Source organism: Phyllobacterium sp. YR620 (assembly GCF_900104165.1).
Lineage (GTDB): Bacteria > Pseudomonadota > Alphaproteobacteria > Rhizobiales > Rhizobiaceae > Phyllobacterium > Phyllobacterium pellucidum.
Genome location: NZ_FNJP01000001.1, coordinates 228,534 through 249,431, shown reverse-complemented (window position 1 = coordinate 249,431; position 20,898 = coordinate 228,534). Strand labels below are relative to the sequence as shown.

The window sequence follows — 20,898 nt, the reverse complement described above, 5'->3', positions numbered from 1 at the left end:
CTGTCAGCGGGCAGACAATCTATGCAGCCCCGCCCTCAAAAGAAAAGGGCGCAAAGCGCCCTTCCCTCAAATTGATTCTACCGATCCGGTCAATGCTCGACGTCGGACCAGATCCGGCGCTTCGCCACATAGATGAGGCCTGCGAAGAGAACCAGGAACAGCATGACGCGGAAGCCGGTCTTCTTGCGGGCCTCGAGGTGCGGCTCGGCCGCCCACATCAGGAACGCGGCAACGTCCTGCGAATACTGCGTAAGTGTCTGCGGCGATCCATCGTCATAGGTGACCTGGCCGTCCTGCAAAGGCTGCGCCATCTTCAACGACTTGGCGGCGATGAAGAACGGGTTGTAGTGCGTGCCTTCAGGGATCTGCATGCCTTCCGGCGGCGTTTCGTTAAAGCCGGTCAGAAGCGCGTGGATGTAGTCCGGACCGCCTTCCTGGTACTGCGTGAAGATATCGATCAGAAACCGCGGGAAGCCGCGCTCTACCGCACGCGCCTTGGCGATCAGCGAAAAGTCCGGCGGCACCGCGCCGCCATTGGCTGCTGCCGCCGCTTCCGGATTGGCGTAAGGCGACGGGAAATGATCGGCAGGAATAGCCTTGCGGGTTGTAGGCTCGCCATCGGCGTTGGGTTCGCCCGGCACTTCGTATTCGGCCGCAAATGCCTTGATCTGAGCATCGCTATAGCCGAGTTCCGCCAGCGAACGGAATGCCACGAGGTTCATCGAATGGCAGGCCGAGCAGACCTCTTTGTAGATCTTGAGGCCGCGCTGCAACTGCTGCTTGTCATAGCGTCCGAACGGCCCCGCAAAGGTCCAGTTCATCTCTTCCGGCTTCTTGATCGGGAAGTGCGTCGGTTCGGCGGCGTTATGCGCTTCTTCGGCGGTCGCAACCGTTCCGAATGCCAGCATGGTTCCGAGACCGGCAGCTGCAAGACCGAGGAGGATTTTTTTCATGGGAAAGTTCCTTGAGCCCTTCACGATTCTCAGCCTTTGGTTTCCGGAGCCGCGGTGACGCCTACCGGCAGGCCACCACCTTTGGTTTTCGCGAGCACCGCCTCGGTGATCGAATTCGGGAGTCGGCGCGGGGTTTCAACCAGTCCAAGCAATGGCATGAGGACGATGAAGAAGCCGAAATAATAGGCCGTTCCGAGCTGCGAGAAGACCACGTAGAGACCTTCGGCAGGACGCGATCCGAGCCAGCCGAGCATGATGGCGTTGGCAACGAAGATCCAGAAGAACAGCTTGTACCAGGGCCGGTAGACGGCCGAGCGAACCTTCGACGTATCGAGCCAGGGCACGAGGAAGAGGATCGCGATCGAGCCGAACATCGTCAGGACGCCGCCGAGCTTCGAGTTGATCGGGCCGATGTTGAAGGTGATGGCACGAAGCATCGCGTAGAAGGGCAGGAAGTACCATTCGGGAACGATATGGGCCGGTGTCTTCAGCGAGTCTGCCTGAATATAGTTATCCGGATGGCCCATGAAGTTCGGCAGGTAGAAGACGAAATAGGCGAAGAGGATCAGGAACAGCACCAGGCCGAACGCGTCCTTGACGGTGGCGTAAGGCGTGAAGGCAACCGTATCCGTCTTCGACTTCACTTCGATGCCGGTCGGGTTGGTCTGGCCGGTCACATGCAGCGCCCAGACGTGCAGGACGACGACGCCGGCAATCATGAACGGGAGCAGGTAGTGCAGCGAGAAGAAGCGATTGAGCGTCGGGTTGTCGACGGCAAATCCACCGAGCAGCAATTGCTGGATCGGATCGCCGATGATCGGGAACGCGGTGAAGAAGCCGGTGATGACCGTCGCACCCCAGAAGGACATCTGGCCCCACGGAAGCACGTAACCCATGAAGGCCGTCGCCATCATCAGGAGGAGGATGATTACACCGAGAATCCAAAGGAGTTCGCGCGGCGCCTTGTACGAGCCGTAATAAAGGCCGCGGAAAATGTGAATGTAGACGGCGAGGAAGAACATCGAGGCGCCGTTGGAATGCAGGTAGCGCAGGAGCCAGCCCGAATTCACGTCACGCATGATCTTTTCGACGGAATTGAAGGCAATGCCGGTGCTGGCGGCATAGTGCATGGCAAGCACTACGCCGGTCAGGATCTGCGACACCAGCATGATCGCCAGGATGCCGCCGAAGGCGTAGGCATAATTCAGATTGCGCGGAACCGGATAGGCTACGAATGAATCGTATAGCAGACGCGGCAACGGCAGTCGCGCATCAAACCATTTTTCGATTCCGCTGTTCGGCGTGTAGGATGAATGTCCACCGCTCATGTCGTGTCTCCCCGTGGAACCTTAGCCGATCTTGACGACGGTGTCGGAAATGAAAGAAAGTGGCGGGATCGCCAGGTTTTCCGGCGCCGGTCCCTTGCGGATGCGTCCGGCCGTATCGTAGTGCGAGCCGTGGCAGGGGCAGAACCAGCCGCCGAAATCACCCTGTTGGCCGAGCGGAATGCAGCCGAGGTGGGTGCACACGCCAACCATCACCAGCCAGTTTTCCTTTTCCTTCGAAGCTGTACGATCGGCATCGGTGGCCTGAGCATCGCTCGGAAGGTTGGCATTGCGCGCAATCGGGTCCTTGAGATCGCCGAGCGCGACAGCCTTGGCTTCCTCAACTTCCTTGGGCGTACGGTTGCGGATGAAGATCGGCTTGCCGCGCCACTTGACCGTGAGGGACATACCCGGCTGAACAGCCGAAACATCAACTTCAATGGACGAGACTGCCAGCGTGGATGCGTCCGGTCTCATCTGGTCGATGAAGGGCCAGGCAAAAGCCCCTGCGCCGACCACACCGGCCATACCTGTCGCAATATAGAGGAAGTCACGCCGTGTCGGCTCGGTCGTATCGTGTGCGCTCACGGGGCCTGTTCCTTTCCGAATAACAACGCAGCGGGAGAGTCCACGAAGTCAGCATAATAGAAGACAGGCCCAAGAAGATGAGCCCCGCGGAATCCCCAACATATCGCGTGGTTTCTAAGCATGTCGCATGAGCTTGTCCAGCCTGACAGCGGCATAAGGGCAGGATGTCGCAGGGATAAACCGGCGACTTATTCCTGCCCGATAAATCCGCCCGACTGGCGCGCCCAGAGCCCGGCATAAAGCCCGTTGGCAGCAACAAGCTCGGCATGCGTTCCGCTCTCGACGATGCGGCCCTCATCCATGACGATCAGGCGGTCGAGAGCCGCGATGGTCGACAGGCGATGCGCGATCGCAATGACGGTCTTTCCTTCCATCAGCCGGTAGAGGCTTTCCTGTATCGCCGCCTCGACTTCCGAATCGAGCGCCGAGGTCGCTTCGTCGAGGATCAGGATCGGCGCATCCTTGAGCATGACGCGTGCGATGGCGATGCGCTGGCGCTGCCCGCCCGATAGTTTGACGCCGCGCTCGCCGACATGGGCATCAAGACCGCGACGGCCCTTGGGATCGGTCAAGGTATCTATGAATGCCTCCGCCTGGGCGTTGATCACCGCATCGCGCATCATGTCGTCGGAAGCGTCGGGCCGGCCATAAAGGATGTTGTCGCGGACCGAACGATGCAGCAGCGACGTATCCTGCGTGACCATGCCGATATGGGCACGCAGCGAATCCTGCGTGACATTGGCGATGTCCTGGCCGTCGATAAGAATGCGGCCACTTTCGACGTCAAAGAAACGCAGCAGCATGTTGGCGAGCGTCGATTTGCCGGCGCCTGAGCGGCCGACAAGGCCGATCTTTTCGCCCGGCCGCACATGCAGGGAAAAATCCTCGATGACGATCCGTGCCGACTCGTAGTGAAATCGGACGTTCTCGAACGTGATTGCCCCATCCGTCACGGTGAGTTGCTGGGCTCCGGGCTTGTCGACGACGCTGACGGGGCGCGCGAGGAGTTCCATGGAATTCTGGATCGTGCCGTAGTTGCGAAGCAAGCCATTGAGGTTGGCCATCATGCGCGTCAGGAGCATGCTGAGCCGCAGCACAAGACCCAGCGTGAAGGCGACCTCGCCGGACGAAATCTCGCCCTTCAGCCAAAGATCGATCGAAAGCGCCGCCACGACGCAGATCATCGCCCCGCTTGTGCTGGCGAGCGAAATGCGAATGCCGCTCAGACCCCGCGTCAGCGACATGATCGCGACGAGCCAGCGATCCATGCCGCGGCGCATATAGGCATCGTCGCGTTGTGTGGTGCCGAACAGCTTCAGCGTCTGGATATTGCTGTAGCCATCGACGAGCCGGCCCATGACCAGCGAGCTCGTTTCGGCCGTATCGCGCGCCGCCTTGCGCACGCGCGGCAGGAAATAGCGGGCGGTGAAGCCGAAAACGACGAGCCACACGCCGACGACTGAAGCCAGCCGCCAATCGAGGCGGCCGATGAGAAAGAGTGTCGTCGCGCAATATACAAGGCTGAACCACACTGCCTGCAGCAGCGTCACCATGAAATCGCCAAGCGCCTGTCCCGCGGCCCAGACCTTGGTGACGATGCGGCCGGAAAAATCGTTCTGGAAAAAGGCAAGGCTCTGCCGGTAGACGACGCTGTGAGCCTGCCAGCGGACGAGATTGTTGAAACCCGGCACGATCGCCTGCTCCTCGACGAGGGCAGCAAGGGAAAGCACGAGCGTTCGCCCAAGAAACACAGCAAGCAGCATCAAAAGCAGCGCGACACCGTGGCGGTCGATAATACCCTGCCAGCCTTCGACGCGATCGGTGGAGGCGAGGATGTCGATGATCTTGCCGACGAACCAGAAGAGCCCGGCCTCGAACAGGGCAATCAGCCCGCCGCAAACGAGCATCGCCAGAAAAACATATTTCTCCTGCCGGACATAGAACCACATGAAGGCGAGCGACTGGTTCGGAACCCGTTCCGCCGGCGCACTGGCATAGGGATCGACCCAGCTCTCGAACAGGCGGTAAAGGCGTGTCATTCAACCTGCATTGCGTTGAAAAATCATCACGATGATGAAACCAATGGGCGAAGGGCCACCATCGGTTGAGTCCCGCGATGCGTCAAATTAAACTTCGGTTACCGGACACTCTTCATAGATTGGCCCCCCACCTCCCCCTTGTGGGGAGGGTCAGACCGAAGGTCTGGGGTGGGGGGCTTGATCAGAAGTCGAGCTTAAACGAAGTCACGCACGTCCCCTCCCGGCTGCTGCGCAGCCACCCTCCCCACAGGCGGGAGGGCAGGAACTCCGCTTTACTCCGCCGCTTCCTGATCGTCGAGCCCGAGGAACCCGCCGGACTGGCGCGCCCAAAGCCCCGCATAGATCCCGTTTGCGGCGATGAGCTCGTCGTGGCTGCCGCTCTCGACGATCTTGCCCTTGTCCATCACGACAAGGCGGTCAAGCGCCGCAATGGTCGAAAGGCGATGGGCGATGGCAATGACGGTCTTTCCCTGCATGAGCCGATAAAGATTGTCCTGTATCGCTGCCTCGACTTCGGAATCGAGCGCCGAGGTCGCCTCGTCCATGATCAGGATCGGTGCGTCCTTCAACATGACTCGAGCGATGGCGACACGCTGGCGCTGACCACCGGAAAGCTTGACGCCGCGCTCGCCGACATGAGCTTCGAAACCCCGGCGGCCCTTGGGATCGGTCAGTTCCTCGATAAAGCCATCGGCCTGTGCATTGCGCACGGCCTGCCGCATCAACTCATCCGATGCATCGGGTCGGCCATAGAGCACATTGTCGCGCACCGACCGGTGCAGCAGCGATGTATCCTGTGTGACCATGCCGATATTCGCCCGCAACGAATCCTGGGAGACTTTCGAAATGTCCTGACCATCGATCAAAATGCGCCCGCTCTCGAGGTCGTAAAAGCGCAGCAGCAGGTTGACGAGCGTTGACTTGCCGGCGCCCGAGCGGCCAACGACGCCGATCTTTTCGCCGGGCCGGATATCCAGCGAGAGCTTGTCGATGATCCCCGCACCTTTGCCGTAGTGAAAGCCAATGGCGTCGAAAGTGATCGCGCCCGATTTCACGACGAGCTCGGGCGCATTCGCAACGTCCGGCACCAGGCGCGGCAGCGAAATCGAGGTGATACCGTCTTCCACCGTTCCGATATTTTCGAACAGGGCGGACATTTCCCACATGATCCACTGCGACATGCCGTTGAGGCGCAGGACCAATCCGATCCCGACGGCAACGGCGCCGACGGAAATGGCCGAGTCCAGCCACAGCCAGATGGCGATGCCGCCCACCGAAAACAGCAGGAGACAGTTCATGGCATAGAGGCAGAAGTGGAAGCTCGTCACCATGCGCATCTGGCGATGCACGGTGCCGAGAAAATCCTCCATTCCTTCGCGCGCGTAGCTTTCTTCGCGCTTCGAGTGCGAGAAGAGCTTGACCGTGGCGATATTCGTATAGCTGTCGACGATCCGGCCGGTCATGGTCGAACGGGCGTCAGCCTGCCGTTCCGAAATGATGCGGATTTTCGGAATGAAGTAGCGCAACAGTCCGATATAGGCGACGAGCCAGACGACGAATGGCAGCATCAGCCGAAGGTCGGCCGCTGCCGCGATGATCAGGGTGCCGCTGAAATAGACGATGACATAGTTGAGAACGTCGAGCAGCTTCATCACCGCTTCGCGCACCGCGAGCGAGGTCTGCATCAGCTTCGTCGAGACGCGCCCGGCAAACTCGTCCTGGAAAAACGTCATCGACTGGCGGATCAGGTAGCGATGCACCATCCAGCGGATACGCATCGGATAGTTGCCAAGCAGCGTTTGATGGATGACGAGCGAATCGATCAAGACGATGCCGGGCATGACGATGAGGATCACGCCAGCAATCAGCGCCAGCTTCCAGCCCTCTTCGGAAAGGAAGGTCTCGCGCGAGTGGTTCGACAGCCAGTCGACAATATTGCCCATGAAGGCGAACATCGACACTTCGAGCACGGCGATCAGGGCTGTGCAAACGGCCATGACGGCGATGAATGGCCACACGCCGCGCGTATAATGCAGGCAGAACGCCACGAGCGATCTTGGCGGCTCACTGGGCTCGGCTGGCGGAAATGGTTCGAGCCTCTCTTCAAACCAGCGAAACATTTTCAACCTCGTAAACACCTGTCCTAATCACGGTAGCGGACCGCCAGCCGGTCGTTGGGATACTGCTTGGGACAAACATGGAAAACACCTGCAAACGCGAAGATCGGCGGTTTGCGGCTCTTGTCGGAAAGACGGAATTTCTAACTAGGGAGAACCGACACGCAACCGCAAAGGCAACCGGACATCGTCCAGTTTGGAAGAAGTCGCATCAATTTTGGCATCGACACCTCCAAGTTAGCGTTGCGGTTTGCTTCCTATAGCGATTATGAACGCAAAAGGCGAGAGGCCATCGCAATGGAGCCGTAAGTATTGACCAACGCATCAGTGGACCTTCGCATCGCCCTTTATCAGCCGGACATTCCAGGCAATACCGGAACGATACTGCGTATGGCAGCCTGTTTCGGGATCGCGGTCGATGTGATCGAGCCTGCAGGTTTTGACCTTTCCGACCGGGCGTTGAAGCGTGCGGGCATGGACTATCTCGAACAGGCGGCGTTGACGCGTCATGCCAGCTGGGCGGATTTTCAGGCGTGGCGGCTTGCCGCAAAACGGCGGCTGCTGCTCTTCTCGACGAAAGCTGCGGTGCCCTATACGAAGTTCGCCTTTGAACCCGGCGACATCCTGCTGCTTGGACGCGAATCCGCCGGCGTTCCCGATGAAGTCCATCAAGCCGCCGATGCGCGGTTGATCATTCCGATGGTCGAGGGCGCGCGCTCGCTCAACCTTGCGCTGTCCGCGGCCATCGCCGCAGCTGAGGCACTGCGGCAATTTCAAGCTTAAAAAAACGAATCCGCCGGCCATTTCTGCCCGGCGGACCTTGGGTTTTCAGTCGGACAGAATTAGTTGATCTGTTCGGCCTTGCCGCCTTCCCACTTGTAGAAGACGAATGCCGGCGTGGTGAGATCGCCGGTGCTCGAGTAGGTCAGGTCGCCGACGACGGTCGAAAGCGGCTCGCCCGACTTGATCTTTGCTGCGACTTCCGTCGGCTCGACCGAACCTGCCTTCTCGATGCCGCCCGCGATGATCTGCATGGCCGCATAGGCATTAAGCGTGAAGGCTTCCGCGGGGATGTTTTTCGCCTGGAGAGCCTCGACGACCTTGGCGGCGGCTGGGTTCTTCGTCGGGTCGGCGCTGTTGGTGAACAGCGTGCCGGCTGCAGCGTCACCGCCGATTGCCCAGTATTCAGTGTTCGAAAGACCGTCCGGCCCGATGATCTGGGCCTTTACGCCCTGATCATGCAACTGGCGAGCAATCAGACCACCTTCCGCATGATAGCCGCCGAAGTAGATCACATCGGCCTTTTCCGACTTGATGCGGGTGATGAGAGCGCTGTAGTCCTTTTCGCCGGCATTGATGCCTTCGAAGACGACTTCTGTGACGCCGCCCTTGTTGAGAACCGACTTCAGACCATTGGCGATGCCGGTACCGTAGGGCGTCTTGTCGTAGACGATGGCGATGCGCTTGTCCTTGAAGTTGTCGAGCATGTACTTGCCGGCAACATCGGCCTGCTGGTCGTCGCGGCCGCAGGTGCGGAACACGGTTTCGAGGCCGCGTGTGGTCAGATCCGGTGTTGTCGCGGTCGGCGTGACCATGATGATGCCGTTTTCAGCAAGAACGTCCGATACCGGCATGGCAACGCCCGACGTTACCGGTCCGACGATGAACTTGATGCCTTCGCCGACGACCTGGTTGGCGACCGACACGCCCTGCTTGGGTTCGCCCGCATCGTCAAAGATCTTGGTGACGATCTTTTCGCCCTTGATGCCGCCCGCCGCATTGATGGCCTCGGCAGCGCTTTCGGCGCCATTCTTCACCTGCAGGCCGTAGGCGGCGACAGGACCGGTGACCGGCGCGATAATGCCGACGACGATATCGGCCTTGGCGAACGACGTCATCGCCATGACGGCAGCCAAAGCCACGCCAGAGATCAACGATAAGCGCATAGTTTCCTCCTTGGATTTTTTGTGCATCCGAACGACTGTCCGGGGCTGGGCAGAGTTCTAGTAACTTTGGAAATGGCTGTCAGCAACGATTGCTTGGATTTTGGCGCCTACTGACGAAAAATTGAAAAATCTTGCAAACTTGCGGCGATTTTCGACCATATCGATCAATTTCTTGAAAAATATCATCAATTTTATTGCTGAATCGACAGTTTTGGCGCTTCTCTTACCAAAAGCTAATCCGCGTTGGGTAATCTGCGCATTGTAAATTCGATGATATCACCCGGCCGCTCTTGCCAGCTTTCGATCTCGGTCCAATAGGCGGCCTTTGGGAATTGCTCGAACCATTCGCGGGCTTTTTCACGGGCTGCCAATCGCGGCAGGCGGAAGCTTTCGCGAACGAACGCGCCGCGTTGCTGGCCGGCGTCACGGCGGCTTTCCTTGAGCTGCTTGCGCAAGCCCTCGAGCGGTGGCTTGGGGAATTGCGACCTGGGCGCTTTGGAGACCATTCTTTGAGCCCTCACTCAACGCTTTACACTGTAAACTTATGCAGTGTTGTTGCGGAAAACGAGTCATTTTTTGGAGATCGGCGGATTGAGTAAACGCCCCTTCCCTTTGTCTTTTCGATGTTGTGATATGTCCGCATAAACAAAGGATTCTTTGCCATGGACCGCCCTGACATTCCCCCCGCTCTTCCCGATGCACTCGACGACAAGAAAGCCGCAGCCACAGCCTGGTTTACGGAGATCCGTGACAAGATCTGCGCCTTGTTCGAACAGTTGGAGGACGAACTGGAAGGCCCTCTGTCGGATCGCGCCGCGGGCCGCTTCGAGCAGACGCCCTGGCAACGTGACGATGGCAAGGGCGGCGGCGGCATCATGTCGCTCATGCATGGCCGGGTCTTCGAGAAGGTCGGCGTCCACATTTCGACGGTTCACGGCGAGTTCTCGCCGGAATTCCGCAAGCAGATACCCGGCGCCGATGAAGACCCGCGCTTCTGGGCGTCCGGCATTTCGCTGATCGCACATCCGCAAAGCCCCTACGTGCCGGCGGTTCACATGAATACGCGTATGGTGGTGACGACCCGCCAGTGGTTCGGCGGCGGCGCCGATCTGACGCCGGTGCTCGATCGCAAGCGGAGCCAGGAGGACGCGGACACGGTCGCCTTCCAGAAGGCGATGAAGTTCGTGTGTGACAAGCATTCCGCCGTTGCCGACTATGACAAGTTCAAGGCCTGGTGCGACGAATATTTCTACCTGCCGCATCGCAAGGAACCCCGTGGTACCGGCGGAATATTCTACGACTGGCTGCATTCGTCGGACGAGAGCGGCGGATGGGATGCCGACTTCAACTTCACCCGCGATGTCGGCCGGGCTTTTTCGGTGGTCTATCCCTATTTGGTGCGCCAGAACTTCAACAAGGACTGGACCGACGCCGATCGCCAGGAACAACTGGTGCGCCGCGGCCGCTACGTCGAGTTCAACCTTCTCTACGATCGCGGCACGATCTTCGGCCTCAGGACAGGCGGGAACGTGGATTCGATCCTTTCTTCGATGCCGCCTGCGGTCAAATGGCCATGAACGGGAAATTTGAGGGATCAAATACAGGAATGATGCGTTATCATGCTTCCTTGGCGCGGTTGATTGTCCGCGCCTGATCGAGCGCGTCAGGCATATGTTTGCGGGCTCACAACAGGGAGAGAAAGCCATGAAAGAACTTCATTGCATTGTTCCCGGTTGCCAGTGGCATACACGTCACGAAACCGAAGCTGAAATCATCCGCCGCGCCAGCGAGCACTTGCGCGAAACCCATGGTGAAACGGTCATTCGCGAATCCATGCTCGAAACGATCAAGGCAAACATCCAGCCCGAAAAGGGTGAAGCCGCCTGATCAGGCCTTTCCCGCATGGTGGGGAATTCTCGCCAGCAGTTCATCGCGCTCAAGGCTGAACCCGGACTCGATCCACTCATCCTCGAGCGCGCGCTGCACCTTGCCGACATCAGGACCCTTCGAAAGGCCCGCCGTCACGAGGTCGCCGCCTGATAAGGGAAATTTCGGCCGCGCATAATCCTTGAGGTAATCCAGAAGGCGCGACAGGTTGCCGGCGCGGAACATGGCCGCATCGTCACTCGCCGCATCGTTACGGGCGGAGGCAAGGGCAAGCCTCAGGCGATCCTGCATACCTTGCACGTCGCTGCGATAGAGCCGCTTTGCAAAGCCGGTCTCGGATATCTCGGGATGTGGCGGCACCGTCCCGGCAAAAGCCGTAAGGCGGTCGCGCTCCTGATTGGAGAGCTTGAGCCGAACGGCAAGCTCCGCCAGCCGCTCCGTGTTCGGCGGCACCATGCTCGCAAGACGCAACATCGGGTCGGCCTCCCAACCGAGTGCCTGTTCGGTCTGGACGAGGCCATGGATTGCATCGATGCCCCACTTTTCCGTCTCCGGCAGCACAGTCGTCAGAACACCCGCCTGCCGCATCCACAAAAGGGCGCGTGACGGGTCCGGCGCTGATAGAAGCTTCTTCAGTTCGGACCAGACACGCTCGGCCGAAAGGCGCGAAAGTCCGCTTTTGAGGCGCGCGCAGGCCTTCAGCCCCTCCGTTTCGGGCCGGCCCTTCCCGTACCACGCAAAGAAGCGGAAGAAGCGCAATATGCGCAAATAGTCCTCACGGATACGCTGTTCCGGATCGCCTATGAAGCGTAAGGTCTGGCTCTCGATGTCGGCAAGACCGCCGACAAGATCAACGATTGTGCCATCGGCCTCGACATAAAGCGCGTTGATCGTGAAGTCGCGGCGTTCGGCATCGACCTGCCAGTCCTTGCCGAACGCAACTTCCGCGTGACGCCCGTCGGTTTCGACGTCGGCGCGCAAGGTCGTCACCTCATAGGGACGTCCCTTGGCGACGACTGTGATCGTCCCATGAGCTATACCCGTAGGGACTGCCCTGAACCCCGCACCCTCCGCGCGCCGCAACGTTTCCTCGGGCAGGCAAGTCGTCGCGATGTCGATATCGCTTACTGGTTGCCCGAGCAGCGTATTGCGCACGGCGCCGCCAACGACGCGGGCGCCCTCGCCCCCGACCGAAAGCGCTGCCAACAGAACTTGCAATTGCTCGTTGGCAAGCCACGGCGCCTTGCCTGAAATGGACTTTATATCGCTCAAGAATAGAGCCTTTCATAAAGAGTACGAATGATGCCGGCCGTCACGCCCCAGATAAAGCGATCGCCGAACGGCATCGTATAGTAGAACCGCTCCTGATCCTGCCACATGCGGCTTTCGCGGCGATGGTTTGCCGGGTTCATTAGGAACGATAGCGGCACCTCGAATACATCGGCAACCTCGTCCGGATTGGCCGCGATTTCGAAAGGCGGGTGGACAAGGCCAAGAACCGGAATGATCGAGTATCCGGTGGTCGTCAAATAGCGCGGCAGGCGGCCGAGCAGTTCGACATGCCGCCCTTCGAGCCCGATTTCTTCATGCGCCTCGCGCAGCGCCGCCTTTTCCGGCTCGTAATCATCTTCGGGATCGATAGCGCCTCCCGGAAACGCCACCTGGCCCGAGTGGTTGCGCAGGCTGGTCGTGCGCAATGTAAGAATGACGCTTGCCTCGTCACCGCGGTCAACGATAGGGACGAGCACCGCCGCATCGCGCAGCGGTTTTGCGGCAATCAGCGCATCGAGGCCCGGATTGAGCCGGTGATCGCCATGGTCGTCGTCGAGCCGCTCATTGCCCTTGAGCGCGACGCGACGTGCGAACGCGCGGGCCGAAAACCCCTCATCGAGCGGGTCGGCTGAGGTCATCGACTTTGCATCTCAAGTTTGCCCGACGGCATGATCGGAAACACAACGCCCCTGGAGCGAACCGCGAACATCGATTTGCCGTCGACAACGATATCTTCGCCATGGTTGACGAGATCGTACATCACGGCACGGGCTAGCAAGGCTTCGAGCCGCCCGCGGACCAGCAAGTATGGCTTCAGCCCGCCATTCTCGGCATCGACCACAAAGCGAAGCGGGTTTTCGGCGCCCGCCTCGGCAATATCGCCGACATTGGTGCGGAAGGTCATGACCTGATCATCGCCCGAGCCGGAAACATTGAGCTCGACCGCAAGGAAGGGCGCATCCTCGACGCGGATTCCGACCTTTTCCACCGGGGTAACGAGATAGGTCTTTCCGTCGGCATCCTTGCGCAGGACTGTCGAAAACAGGCGCACGAGAGGCTGTCTGCCGATCGGCGTTCCCATATAGAACCAAGTGCCGTCGGCCTTGATCTCCATGTCGAGATCGCCGCAGAACTCAGGATTCCAGCGGTCGACCGGTGGCAGACCCTTGCCCTGCGCAGCGGCCCGCGAGATCAGCGCCTCAAGTCCCGCCGTATCGCGCACACTGGTTTCACGCACTGCCATAGCCCTTACCTTTTTTCTCCACCCGTCACGAAATAGTCACCGTTGGGCCGCTTGTCAGCTTGTCATAGTGATTTAGAGTCTTTTCACATGTCATAGTGACTTGGAGTGATTTAAGAAAGACTCTGCACATATACCAGCGGCGAGGTAAATCGATGACGATGATTAAACCAGAGGTGGCGTCCGATCCAAAGGCGATGGTCGCCGAGGCCGAGAAAGCGCTGGCCGATATCGCCAAGATCAGGAACGGCATCGGGACTGTGATCTTCGGCCAGGAGAGCGTCGTCGAGCGCACCCTCGTCGCCCTTCTTGCCGGTGGACACGCCTTGCTCGTCGGTGTTCCCGGCCTCGCCAAGACCAAGCTGGTCGAGACACTCGGAACCGTGCTTGGACTGGACGACCGCCGCATCCAGTTCACGCCGGACCTGATGCCGTCCGACATTCTCGGCTCCGAGATCATGGAGCAGGACGACAATGGCAAGCGCTACTTCCGTTATGTCAAAGGTCCGATCTTCGCCCAGCTTCTCATGGCCGACGAAATCAACCGCGCCTCACCGCGCACCCAGTCGGCGCTGCTCCAGGCCATGCAGGAATATCACGTGACCGTCGCCGGCGAACGGCACGACCTGCCGCGCCCCTTCCACGTGCTCGCGACCCAGAACCCGCTGGAGCAGGAAGGCACCTATCCGCTTCCCGAGGCTCAGCTCGACCGCTTCCTGATGCAGATCGACATTCTTTACCCCGAGCTCGACGCGGAGCGCCGCGTGCTGCTTGAGACCACGGGGACCTCCGAAGCTTCCGCGGCTCGGGTGATCGACGCCGAACGTCTTCTCGAGATGCAGCAACTGATCCGCCGCATGCCGGTTCCCGAAGGCGTGGTCGACGCCATTTTGACCCTCGTCCGCTCGGCGCGGCCCGGCGCCGACAACGACATTGCCAGGAAGTTCATCTCCTGGGGACCGGGTCCCCGCGCCAGCCAGGCGCTGATGCTCTGCGCCCGCGCCCGCGCCCTTTATGACGGTCGTCTCGCTCCATCGGTCGATGACATCAAGGCGCTCGCCGAACCTGTCCTCCAGCACCGCATGGCCTTGACGTTTGCGGCCCGCGCCGACGGCATGAACGTGCGTGATGTGATCGCAAATGTGACCAAGGTTGCCCTCTGATGGCAGCAATCGGCACGCAAGTCCGGCGAACCGAGACAGGCGACGCGCTTGCGCGCGCCCGTCAACGTGCCGCCTTGCTGCCGGACCTCCTCGTCGAGGTCCATCGCATTTTAAATACGGTGAATACCGGCTGGCACGGTCGCCGCAAGAGCGGCGTTGGTGAGAGCTTCTGGCAATTTCGTCCCTATACTGATGGTGAGGCCGTCTCGCGCATCGATTGGCGCAGGTCCGCCCGCGATGATCGCACCTACATCCGCGATCAGGAGTGGGAGGCGGCCCACACCGTCTGGCTTTGGGCCGATCCTTCACCATCGATGCTGTTCAAATCCGAACAGGCGCAAGTCTCGAAGGAGTCGCGGGCGCTCGTGATGGTGCTCGCATTGGCGGAATTGCTCTCGCGCAGCGGCGAACGCATTGCCTATCCCGATATTTCCGACCCATCCTCGGCACGCAATGGCGCCGAGCGCCTGGCAACCCTCCTCTCCCACGCCGCCAACTTGCCGGCCAAGCCTGATCTCGACAGGGTGCGCCGATTTTCGGATGTGGTGCTGGTCAGCGATTTCCTGGAGCCCGTCGAAGAAACGCTCGAAACCCTGCAGAAGCTCGCCCATGTCGGCGCGCGTGCGCATCTCATTGAAATCTACGATCCGGCCGAGGAAGACTTTCCCTACAGGCGCCGCACCGAATTTGTCGACCCCGAGACCGGCGCTTCACTCACTTTCGGACGGGCCGAGGACTACGCCAGCGATTATCGCAATCTGTTTTATGCCCGCCGCGAGACCTTGAGCGCCTATTGCAAGCGCATCGGCTGGAGCTACACGGTCAATCGCACTGATCGCCTTGCTTCAGAAGCGCTTGTGACGGTGCATATGAACATGACCGCCAAGATCGGCTATCAGGGTGGAGGCGTCGCATGAATGCGCTTCCCCTCGCCTTTGGCGCTCCCGCGATTCTTGCAGGATTGATCGCCCTTCCGGTCATCTGGTGGCTGCTTCGGGTGACGCCGCCCCGTCCGGTACGCGAAATCTTTCCGCCCTTGCGGATCCTGGCACAGCTTCTCAAAAAGGAAGAGACGCCGAACAAGAGCCCGTGGTGGCTGACGCTGCTGCGGCTCCTGCTTGCAACCCTTGTCATCCTTGCCCTGTCGGAGCCGGTGTGGAACCCACGCCCGGAAACGCTGATCGGCAAGGAACCGGTCGCGATCGTCCTCGACAATGGCTGGTCCTCGAATGAGGAATGGCCGGCGCGCAAGGAGACCGCGGAGCGCCTTATCGGCGATGCGGCGAATTCGGGCGCGCTGATCTACATTCTCGGAACGGCCGAACGAGCGAACACGGATATCGGGCCATTCGACGCGACCACCGCGCTCGAGCGCGTACGCGCCTTGAATGTACGGCCGATCCCGGTCGATCGTGCGGCCGCGTTCGCCCGGTTGAAAACCGCGCTTGCCGACATTTCGGGAACCCGCATCGCCTATCTCAATGACGGTATCGATACGCCCGCGGCGGATGCTGCGTTGAAATCGCTGCAGGATGCAAAAATCGCATCGATGATCTGGTATCAGCCATCGATCAGCGCCCTCTCCGCTATCCGCCAAGCCGAAAACAGTGCAAATGGGCTGACGGTTCATGCTGTGCGACCGAGCAATGACCGTGGACAGGGCGCAGTCACCATCGGCGCCTTCGATGAAAAGGGCCGCCGCATCGCCGAAACCGGTCTGGTTTTCTCCGCAGGAGAAGCTACAGGGCAAGCGGTCATCAATGCGCCGTACGAGCTGCGAAACGACTTTCACACGCTGCGCATCGACGGGACGGCGCAAGCCGGCGCAACTTTCCTCATAGACGACAATAACAAGCGCCGCCGCGTTGCGTTGCTTTCAGGATCGGATGCGGACCTGTCGCAGCCCCTGCTTTCTCCGCTCTACTACATTTCAAGGGCGCTTGAGCCCTTTGCCGATCTCCTGCGGCCACGCAATGCCGAACTCGTGCGCGCCGTTCCGGAATTGCTCGAACAAAAGCCATCGGTCGTGATCATGGCGGATATCGGCAAATTGCCGCCCGAGACCGAGCGCCTGCTTTCCGACTGGGTCAATAATGGCGGCACCCTGATCCGCTTCGCCGGACCCCGCCTTGCCGGCAGCGACGACGATCCGCTGCTTCCGGTTACGCTGCGCAAGGGCGAGCGCTCGCTTGGCGGCGCCCTTTCCTGGAAAGAATCGCAGCCGGTCGCGGCGTTCCCGGACAACGGTCCCTTTGCGGGTCTTCCGACCCCGCAGGACGTGACGGTAACGCGGCAGGTCCTCGCCGAGCCGTCCTCGGACCTTTATGACAAGAGCTGGGCCAACCTCGCCGACGGAACGCCGCTCGTTACCGGTGAAACACGCCAGCGTGGCCAACTGGTGCTGTTTCATGTAACGCCCGAGGCGACCTGGTCGAATTTGCCCATCAGCGGCAGCTTCGTCGATATGCTGCACCGCCTCGTTGCCCTTTCGCGCAATGCGGGTCCGGCATCGAATGGCAACGGCGCCAGCGCGTCCCGGGCCTTGCCGCCCTACCTCATCCTCAATGCCGAGGGCGGGCTCATGCCGCCCACGGGTGACGCAAAGCCATTGATCACCAAGCCAGGTGAAACACCGCAGGTGAGTTTCGACAATCCTCCCGGCTTCTACGGAGTGGAAGACGCGATGTCGGCACTCAACCTTTTCCGGCCCGATGGGGAGATCAAGCCGCTGGCCCGACCCGATATGTCATTCCCGGTCACCACGGCGCGCTACGCGGTCGACGAATCGCTGCCGCTGCGCGGCCCGCTCTTTGCGCTGGCTGCATTGCTGCTGATCGCCGATGCCCTGGCCATCCTCTGGCTCGGAGGCCATCTGCGCCGCCGCTATCGCACGGTGGCTGCCTCGCTCGCGATTCTGCTCTTGCCGGTTCTCTTTGCTATCGCTCCTTCGCCTGCCCATGCGCAGCAAAACGACAGCAAGCCCGGCGACGAGGCCATCATCGAGGCGGTAAACGCCACCCATCTTGCCTATGTGATCACCGGTGACAGTGCGGTCGACGATATCAGCAGGGCCGGCCTTGCCGGGCTCTCGCGGGCACTCGCCGACAGCACGGCGCTGGAGCCGGGCGAGCCGGTCGGCGTCAATCCGGCAACGGACGAGCTTGCCTTCTATCCGCTCATCTACTGGCCGGTTGATGCGGCTGCGCGCATGCCATCGCCTGAAGCCATCGCCAAGATCGACGCCTATATGCAGCAGGGTGGAACGGTGCTCTTCGACACGCGCGACCAGGATGCGGCGGCTGTGAGTTTCGAGAACGCCACCACGCCCTCGAACCAGCGATTGCGCGATATCCTTGCCGGCCTCAACATTCCGCCACTCGAGCCGGTGCCGAGCGACCACGTGCTGACCAAGTCCTTCTATATCCTGCAGGATTTCCCCGGCCGCTACCGCGGCAGCCCGCTTTGGGTGCAGGCGTCGCTTTCCACCGAGGCAAGGTCGGACCGGCCCGTGCGCGCAGGGGACGGCGTGACCCCAATCATGATTACCGGTAATGATCTTGCCGGCGCATGGGCCATCGATGCCAGCGGCTCGCCCATGTTTCCAACCATTCCCAACGATCCGATGCAGCGCACCTATGCCTTTCGCACCGGGATCAACATCGTCATGTACATGCTTACCGGCAACTACAAGTCCGACCAGGTGCATGTGCCGGACCTGCTTGAGCGTCTGGGGAATTAGCCATGTACCTGTCGCTCGATTTCCAGCCGCTGCTTTCGACCACCCTGCTTGCCATTCTGCTTGTGCCATTGCTCGCCTTGACGCTGGCGGGCATCTATTTTCGCCAACGCGGGAGCCTCCTTCGCCTTGTCGCACTGGCCGCCTTCGCCATGGCGCTGCTCAATCCGATCGTCGTCAATGAGCAGCGCGATCCCTTGAAAAGCGTCGTTGCGGTGATCGCCGACCGCAGCCAGAGCCAGGATCTCGGCAACCGCAGCGCGGATACGGACGCCGCGCTCAAGGAGGTGCAGACCGAGCTTGCACGCCTGCCGCAATTCGAGGTTCGCACGGTCGAGACCGGCCGTGCCAGCGAGAATGATGATGCCACCTCCACCCGTTTGTTCGGGGCCTTGAATGGAGCGCTGCGCGATGTGCCGCCTTCGCGCGTCGGCGGAGCGATCATGATCACCGACGGGCAGATCCACGATATTCCGGCCAACCAGGCAGGACTTGGCTTCAATGCTCCCATTCATGGGCTGATCACCGGCGTCCCCAATGAAATCGATCGGCGCATCCAGTTCGTGCGCGCGCCGCGCTTCGGCCTGACTGGAAATCCGCAGCAGATGACCTACAAGGTCACCGCTTCGGGCGAAGCGCCGGGCGGCAGCGCGCGCGTTCATGTGCGCGTCAATGGCAACGAGACCGGCAGCGAAGATGCCATCATCGGCGAGGAAATGCCGCTTGAGGTGACGTTGTCGCGCGCCGGCGTCAATATAGTCGAGATTACCGTGGATCCCATCCCCGGCGAGCTTACGGGCGTCAATAACCGTGCCGTCGCCATGGTTGACGGCATTCGCGAAAATCTGCGGGTGCTGTTGATTTCAGGCGAGCCGCACAATGGCGAGCGGACCTGGCGCAACCTCCTGAAGTCGGACGCGTCGGTCGACCTTGTCCACTTCACCATTCTGCGCCCACCCGAAAAGCAGGATTCGACCCCGCTTCCGGAACTCGCGCTGATTGCCTTCCCGACGCGCGAACTCTTCGTCGACAAGATCGATCAGTTCGACCTGATTATCTTCGATCGCTACCAGCATCGCGATGTGATGTCGCTGCTCTATTACGACTACATCAACGACTATGTGCAAAAGGGCGGAGCCCTGCTTATTGCAGCCGGTCCGGAATTTGCCGGCCAGATGTCGATTGCGAACACGCCGCTTCTTTCGGTGCTTCCGGCCACGCCAACCGGCAATATTGAGGAAAAAGCCTTTTATCCGCGCCTCAGCGACCAGGGTAAACGTCATCCCGTCACGCGCGGGCTTGAAGGCAGTACGCAGGAACCGCCGGCATGGAGCCGATGGTTCCGTGTAATCGATGTTAATCCACCGGAAGGCTCGGTCATCATGAACGCGGGAGACCGGCCGCTGCTGGTTCTCAACCGCATTGGCGATGGCCGGGTCGGCATGTTCCTTTCCGACCAGGGTTGGCTCTGGGCGCGCGGTTTCGAGGGCGGCGGTCCGCATGCCGCGCTCTATCGCCGGATCGCGCATTGGCTAATGAAGGAGCCGGACCTCGAGGAAGAGGCGCTGACGGCAACGGGTAATGGCCGCAATCTCGAAATTCATCGCCAGACGATGCAAAAAACGGCTGAGCCCGCCAATATCATCACGCCGTCGGGCAAGACGCGGTCGGTTCCGCTGACGGAAACCGAGCCCGGCGTCTTTACCGCCTCCGTACCGACCGATGAGATCGGGCTCTACCAGGTTGCCAATGGCGATCTGACGACGCTCGCCCATGTTGGACCCGTCGATGCGCCGGAGTTCACCGACAATGTTTCGACACAGGCAAAACTCGATCCGCTTGCCCGCGAAACCGGCGGAGGGACGCGCCGCCTGCGCGCGGCCGCGAATCAGACCGACATCGAGGTACCGAACATCGTTGCCTCGCGCGGCACGGCAAGCGCCAGCGGCGACAATTGGATCGGCCTGCGCCAGACCAATGAGACGGTGCTGAAGAGCGTCACCCGCCTGCCGCTTTTCTCGGGCTTCCTTGGCCTTGCCGCCATGATGCTTGTGCTCGGCGGCATGTGGTACCGCGAAGGCAGGTAAAGCTACTGGCCTGCCATCGCGGCGTGGATGACCTTGCCTTCGACATCCTGCAAAGCCCGTGGTGCGAGTTCACAAGCGAGGAACCGCGCCGGATCAACCGGCGCCGGCAATACGATCCGGTGGCCTGGTATCTGGCGGAAGCCGAAAGGAGCGTAATAGGGCTCGTCGCCAACGAGGATGACGAGCTTGTGTCCGGCCACGCGCGCGGCTTCCATGCTGGTGCGCATAAGCGCAGCGCCGATGCCCTGTTTCTTCCATGCCGGGCGCACGGCGAGTGGGCCGAGAAGCATCGCCGGGGTAGTGCCGATGCGGATGGGCGTCAGCCGGACCGACGCGATGACGTGTTCGCCATTGAGCGCTACGAAGGAAAGGCTGCGATCATGCGGTCCGCCCTCGCGAATGCGATAGGCCGCCCGGGCAAACCGCCCCGGCCCGAAAGCTTCCCGGTTGATGTCTTCGATTGCAGCATCGTGCACCGGTTCTTCCGGCGCGTAGGTCACGACATGGTTCAGCATGTTGGATTTCTTTGAAGAGAGTGGTCGTTC

General features: G+C 60.6%; 18 protein-coding genes. 7 read left to right on the top strand and 11 right to left on the bottom strand.

The annotated features are described in order from the left end of the window. Positions 1 to 89: 89 nt before the first annotated feature. From BLR72_RS01135 to BLR72_RS01115, 5 genes are all read right to left on the bottom strand, one after another. On the bottom strand, positions 90 to 953 hold the full coding sequence (locus BLR72_RS01135; protein WP_027233438.1) for a cytochrome c1: 864 nt from the start codon (positions 951 to 953) through the stop codon (positions 90 to 92). Between the two features lie 29 nt (positions 954 to 982). Next, positions 983 to 2,281: a cytochrome b gene (locus BLR72_RS01130; RefSeq protein ID WP_091944258.1), complete on the bottom strand. Its 1,299-nt coding sequence runs from the start codon at positions 2,279 to 2,281 to the stop codon at positions 983 to 985. A gap of 21 nt (positions 2,282 to 2,302) precedes the next feature. Beyond that, positions 2,303 to 2,866: a ubiquinol-cytochrome c reductase iron-sulfur subunit gene (gene petA / locus BLR72_RS01125; protein WP_027233440.1), complete on the bottom strand. Its 564-nt coding sequence runs from the start codon at positions 2,864 to 2,866 to the stop codon at positions 2,303 to 2,305. A gap of 188 nt (positions 2,867 to 3,054) precedes the next feature. Further along, positions 3,055 to 4,905 carry an ABC transporter ATP-binding protein gene (locus tag BLR72_RS01120; protein ID WP_091944256.1) on the bottom strand — a complete coding sequence of 617 codons (1,851 nt, stop codon included), beginning with the start codon at positions 4,903 to 4,905 and terminating at the stop codon, positions 3,055 to 3,057. A 272-nt stretch (positions 4,906 to 5,177) separates the two neighbouring features. Continuing rightward, positions 5,178 to 7,025 carry an ABC transporter ATP-binding protein gene (locus BLR72_RS01115; RefSeq protein WP_027233442.1) on the bottom strand — a complete coding sequence of 616 codons (1,848 nt, stop codon included), beginning with the start codon at positions 7,023 to 7,025 and terminating at the stop codon, positions 5,178 to 5,180. Positions 7,026 to 7,349: 324 nt separating this feature from the next. On the opposite strand from BLR72_RS01115, the gene BLR72_RS01110 reads away from it, so the two are divergent. After that, on the top strand, positions 7,350 to 7,805 hold the full coding sequence (locus tag BLR72_RS01110) for a tRNA (cytidine(34)-2'-O)-methyltransferase (RefSeq protein ID WP_091924035.1): 456 nt from the start codon (positions 7,350 to 7,352) through the stop codon (positions 7,803 to 7,805). Between the two features lie 59 nt (positions 7,806 to 7,864). Here BLR72_RS01110 and BLR72_RS01105 read toward each other — a convergent pair whose 3' ends face one another. Together BLR72_RS01105 and BLR72_RS01100 are read right to left on the bottom strand one after the other, a co-directional pair. After that, positions 7,865 to 8,968: an ABC transporter substrate-binding protein gene (locus BLR72_RS01105; protein ID WP_027233444.1), complete on the bottom strand. Its 1,104-nt coding sequence runs from the start codon at positions 8,966 to 8,968 to the stop codon at positions 7,865 to 7,867. A gap of 233 nt (positions 8,969 to 9,201) precedes the next feature. Next, complete coding sequence (locus tag BLR72_RS01100) at positions 9,202 to 9,474, bottom strand: hypothetical protein (RefSeq protein ID WP_027233445.1); 273 nt, start codon at positions 9,472 to 9,474, stop codon at positions 9,202 to 9,204. 156 nt (positions 9,475 to 9,630) lie between these two features. Here BLR72_RS01100 and hemF point away from each other — a divergent pair, with 156 nt between their 5' ends. Both hemF and BLR72_RS01090 read left to right on the top strand, forming a co-directional pair. Beyond that, positions 9,631 to 10,545 (top strand): oxygen-dependent coproporphyrinogen oxidase, encoded by a 915-nt coding sequence (hemF, locus tag BLR72_RS01095; RefSeq protein WP_091944253.1) that lies wholly within the window; start codon positions 9,631 to 9,633, stop codon positions 10,543 to 10,545. A 127-nt stretch (positions 10,546 to 10,672) separates the two neighbouring features. Beyond that, positions 10,673 to 10,855: a DUF1059 domain-containing protein gene (locus tag BLR72_RS01090; RefSeq protein WP_091944250.1), complete on the top strand. Its 183-nt coding sequence runs from the start codon at positions 10,673 to 10,675 to the stop codon at positions 10,853 to 10,855. Here the strand turns inward: BLR72_RS01090 and BLR72_RS01085 are convergent, their stop codons facing one another. From BLR72_RS01085 to BLR72_RS01075, 3 genes are read right to left on the bottom strand one after another with little or no spacing between them, the layout of a single operon-like run. After that, positions 10,856 to 12,127, bottom strand: coding sequence for a CCA tRNA nucleotidyltransferase (locus BLR72_RS01085; protein ID WP_091944248.1), 1,272 nt, complete (start codon positions 12,125 to 12,127; stop codon positions 10,856 to 10,858). Next, entirely contained in the window at positions 12,124 to 12,765 is a 642-nt protein-coding gene (locus tag BLR72_RS01080; protein WP_091944245.1) for a CoA pyrophosphatase, read from the bottom strand. The genes BLR72_RS01085 and BLR72_RS01080 overlap by 4 nt, the downstream gene beginning before the upstream one ends. Then, entirely contained in the window at positions 12,762 to 13,370 is a 609-nt protein-coding gene (locus BLR72_RS01075) for a DUF1285 domain-containing protein (RefSeq protein WP_091923851.1), read from the bottom strand. Before BLR72_RS01075 ends, BLR72_RS01080 begins: the two co-directional genes overlap by 4 nt. Before the next feature lie 152 nt (positions 13,371 to 13,522). Between BLR72_RS01075 and BLR72_RS01070 the strand changes: the two genes are divergently transcribed. From BLR72_RS01070 to BLR72_RS01055, 4 genes are read left to right on the top strand one after another with little or no spacing between them, the layout of a single operon-like run. After that, positions 13,523 to 14,530 carry an AAA family ATPase gene (locus BLR72_RS01070; protein WP_091944242.1) on the top strand — a complete coding sequence of 336 codons (1,008 nt, stop codon included), beginning with the start codon at positions 13,523 to 13,525 and terminating at the stop codon, positions 14,528 to 14,530. Next, positions 14,530 to 15,447, top strand: coding sequence for a DUF58 domain-containing protein (locus BLR72_RS01065; protein WP_027233452.1), 918 nt, complete (start codon positions 14,530 to 14,532; stop codon positions 15,445 to 15,447). The genes BLR72_RS01070 and BLR72_RS01065 overlap by 1 nt, the downstream gene beginning before the upstream one ends. Then, a complete protein-coding gene (locus BLR72_RS01060) occupies positions 15,444 to 18,269 on the top strand; it encodes a DUF4159 domain-containing protein (protein WP_091944239.1) in 2,826 nt (941 codons plus the stop codon). Before BLR72_RS01065 ends, BLR72_RS01060 begins: the two co-directional genes overlap by 4 nt. A gap of 8 nt (positions 18,270 to 18,277) precedes the next feature. Next, the gene (locus BLR72_RS01055) at positions 18,278 to 20,353 is read left to right on the top strand and encodes a hypothetical protein (protein ID WP_091946418.1); all 2,076 of its coding nucleotides are present in this window, start codon (positions 18,278 to 18,280) and stop codon (positions 20,351 to 20,353) included. 2 nt (positions 20,354 to 20,355) lie between these two features. Here BLR72_RS01055 and BLR72_RS01050 read toward each other — a convergent pair whose 3' ends face one another. Continuing rightward, a complete protein-coding gene (locus BLR72_RS01050; RefSeq protein WP_091946415.1) occupies positions 20,356 to 20,868 on the bottom strand; it encodes a GNAT family N-acetyltransferase in 513 nt (170 codons plus the stop codon). Positions 20,869 to 20,898 lie beyond the last annotated feature (30 nt).

Excerpts from the sequence above, each read along its gene's own strand:
- BLR72_RS01090 (WP_091944250.1), top strand. The coding sequence starts at position 10,673 with ATGAAAGAACTTCATTGCATTGTTCCCGGTTGCCAGTGGCATACACGT.
- BLR72_RS01070 (WP_091944242.1), top strand. The coding sequence starts at position 13,523 with ATGACGATGATTAAACCAGAGGTGGCGTCCGATCCAAAGGCGATGGTC.
- BLR72_RS01115 (WP_027233442.1), bottom strand. The coding sequence starts at position 7,025 with ATGTTTCGCTGGTTTGAAGAGAGGCTCGAACCATTTCCGCCAGCCGAG.
- BLR72_RS01105 (WP_027233444.1), bottom strand. The coding sequence starts at position 8,968 with ATGCGCTTATCGTTGATCTCTGGCGTGGCTTTGGCTGCCGTCATGGCG.
- BLR72_RS01060 (WP_091944239.1), top strand. The coding sequence starts at position 15,444 with ATGAATGCGCTTCCCCTCGCCTTTGGCGCTCCCGCGATTCTTGCAGGA.
- BLR72_RS01135 (WP_027233438.1), bottom strand. The coding sequence starts at position 953 with ATGAAAAAAATCCTCCTCGGTCTTGCAGCTGCCGGTCTCGGAACCATG.
- BLR72_RS01065 (WP_027233452.1), top strand. The coding sequence starts at position 14,530 with ATGGCAGCAATCGGCACGCAAGTCCGGCGAACCGAGACAGGCGACGCG.
- BLR72_RS01130 (WP_091944258.1), bottom strand. The coding sequence starts at position 2,281 with ATGAGCGGTGGACATTCATCCTACACGCCGAACAGCGGAATCGAAAAA.
- BLR72_RS01080 (WP_091944245.1), bottom strand. The coding sequence starts at position 12,765 with ATGACCTCAGCCGACCCGCTCGATGAGGGGTTTTCGGCCCGCGCGTTC.
- BLR72_RS01120 (WP_091944256.1), bottom strand. The coding sequence starts at position 4,905 with ATGACACGCCTTTACCGCCTGTTCGAGAGCTGGGTCGATCCCTATGCC.
- BLR72_RS01100 (WP_027233445.1), bottom strand. The coding sequence starts at position 9,474 with ATGGTCTCCAAAGCGCCCAGGTCGCAATTCCCCAAGCCACCGCTCGAG.
- BLR72_RS01050 (WP_091946415.1), bottom strand. The coding sequence starts at position 20,868 with ATGCTGAACCATGTCGTGACCTACGCGCCGGAAGAACCGGTGCACGAT.
- hemF (WP_091944253.1), top strand. The coding sequence starts at position 9,631 with ATGGACCGCCCTGACATTCCCCCCGCTCTTCCCGATGCACTCGACGAC.
- BLR72_RS01075 (WP_091923851.1), bottom strand. The coding sequence starts at position 13,370 with ATGGCAGTGCGTGAAACCAGTGTGCGCGATACGGCGGGACTTGAGGCG.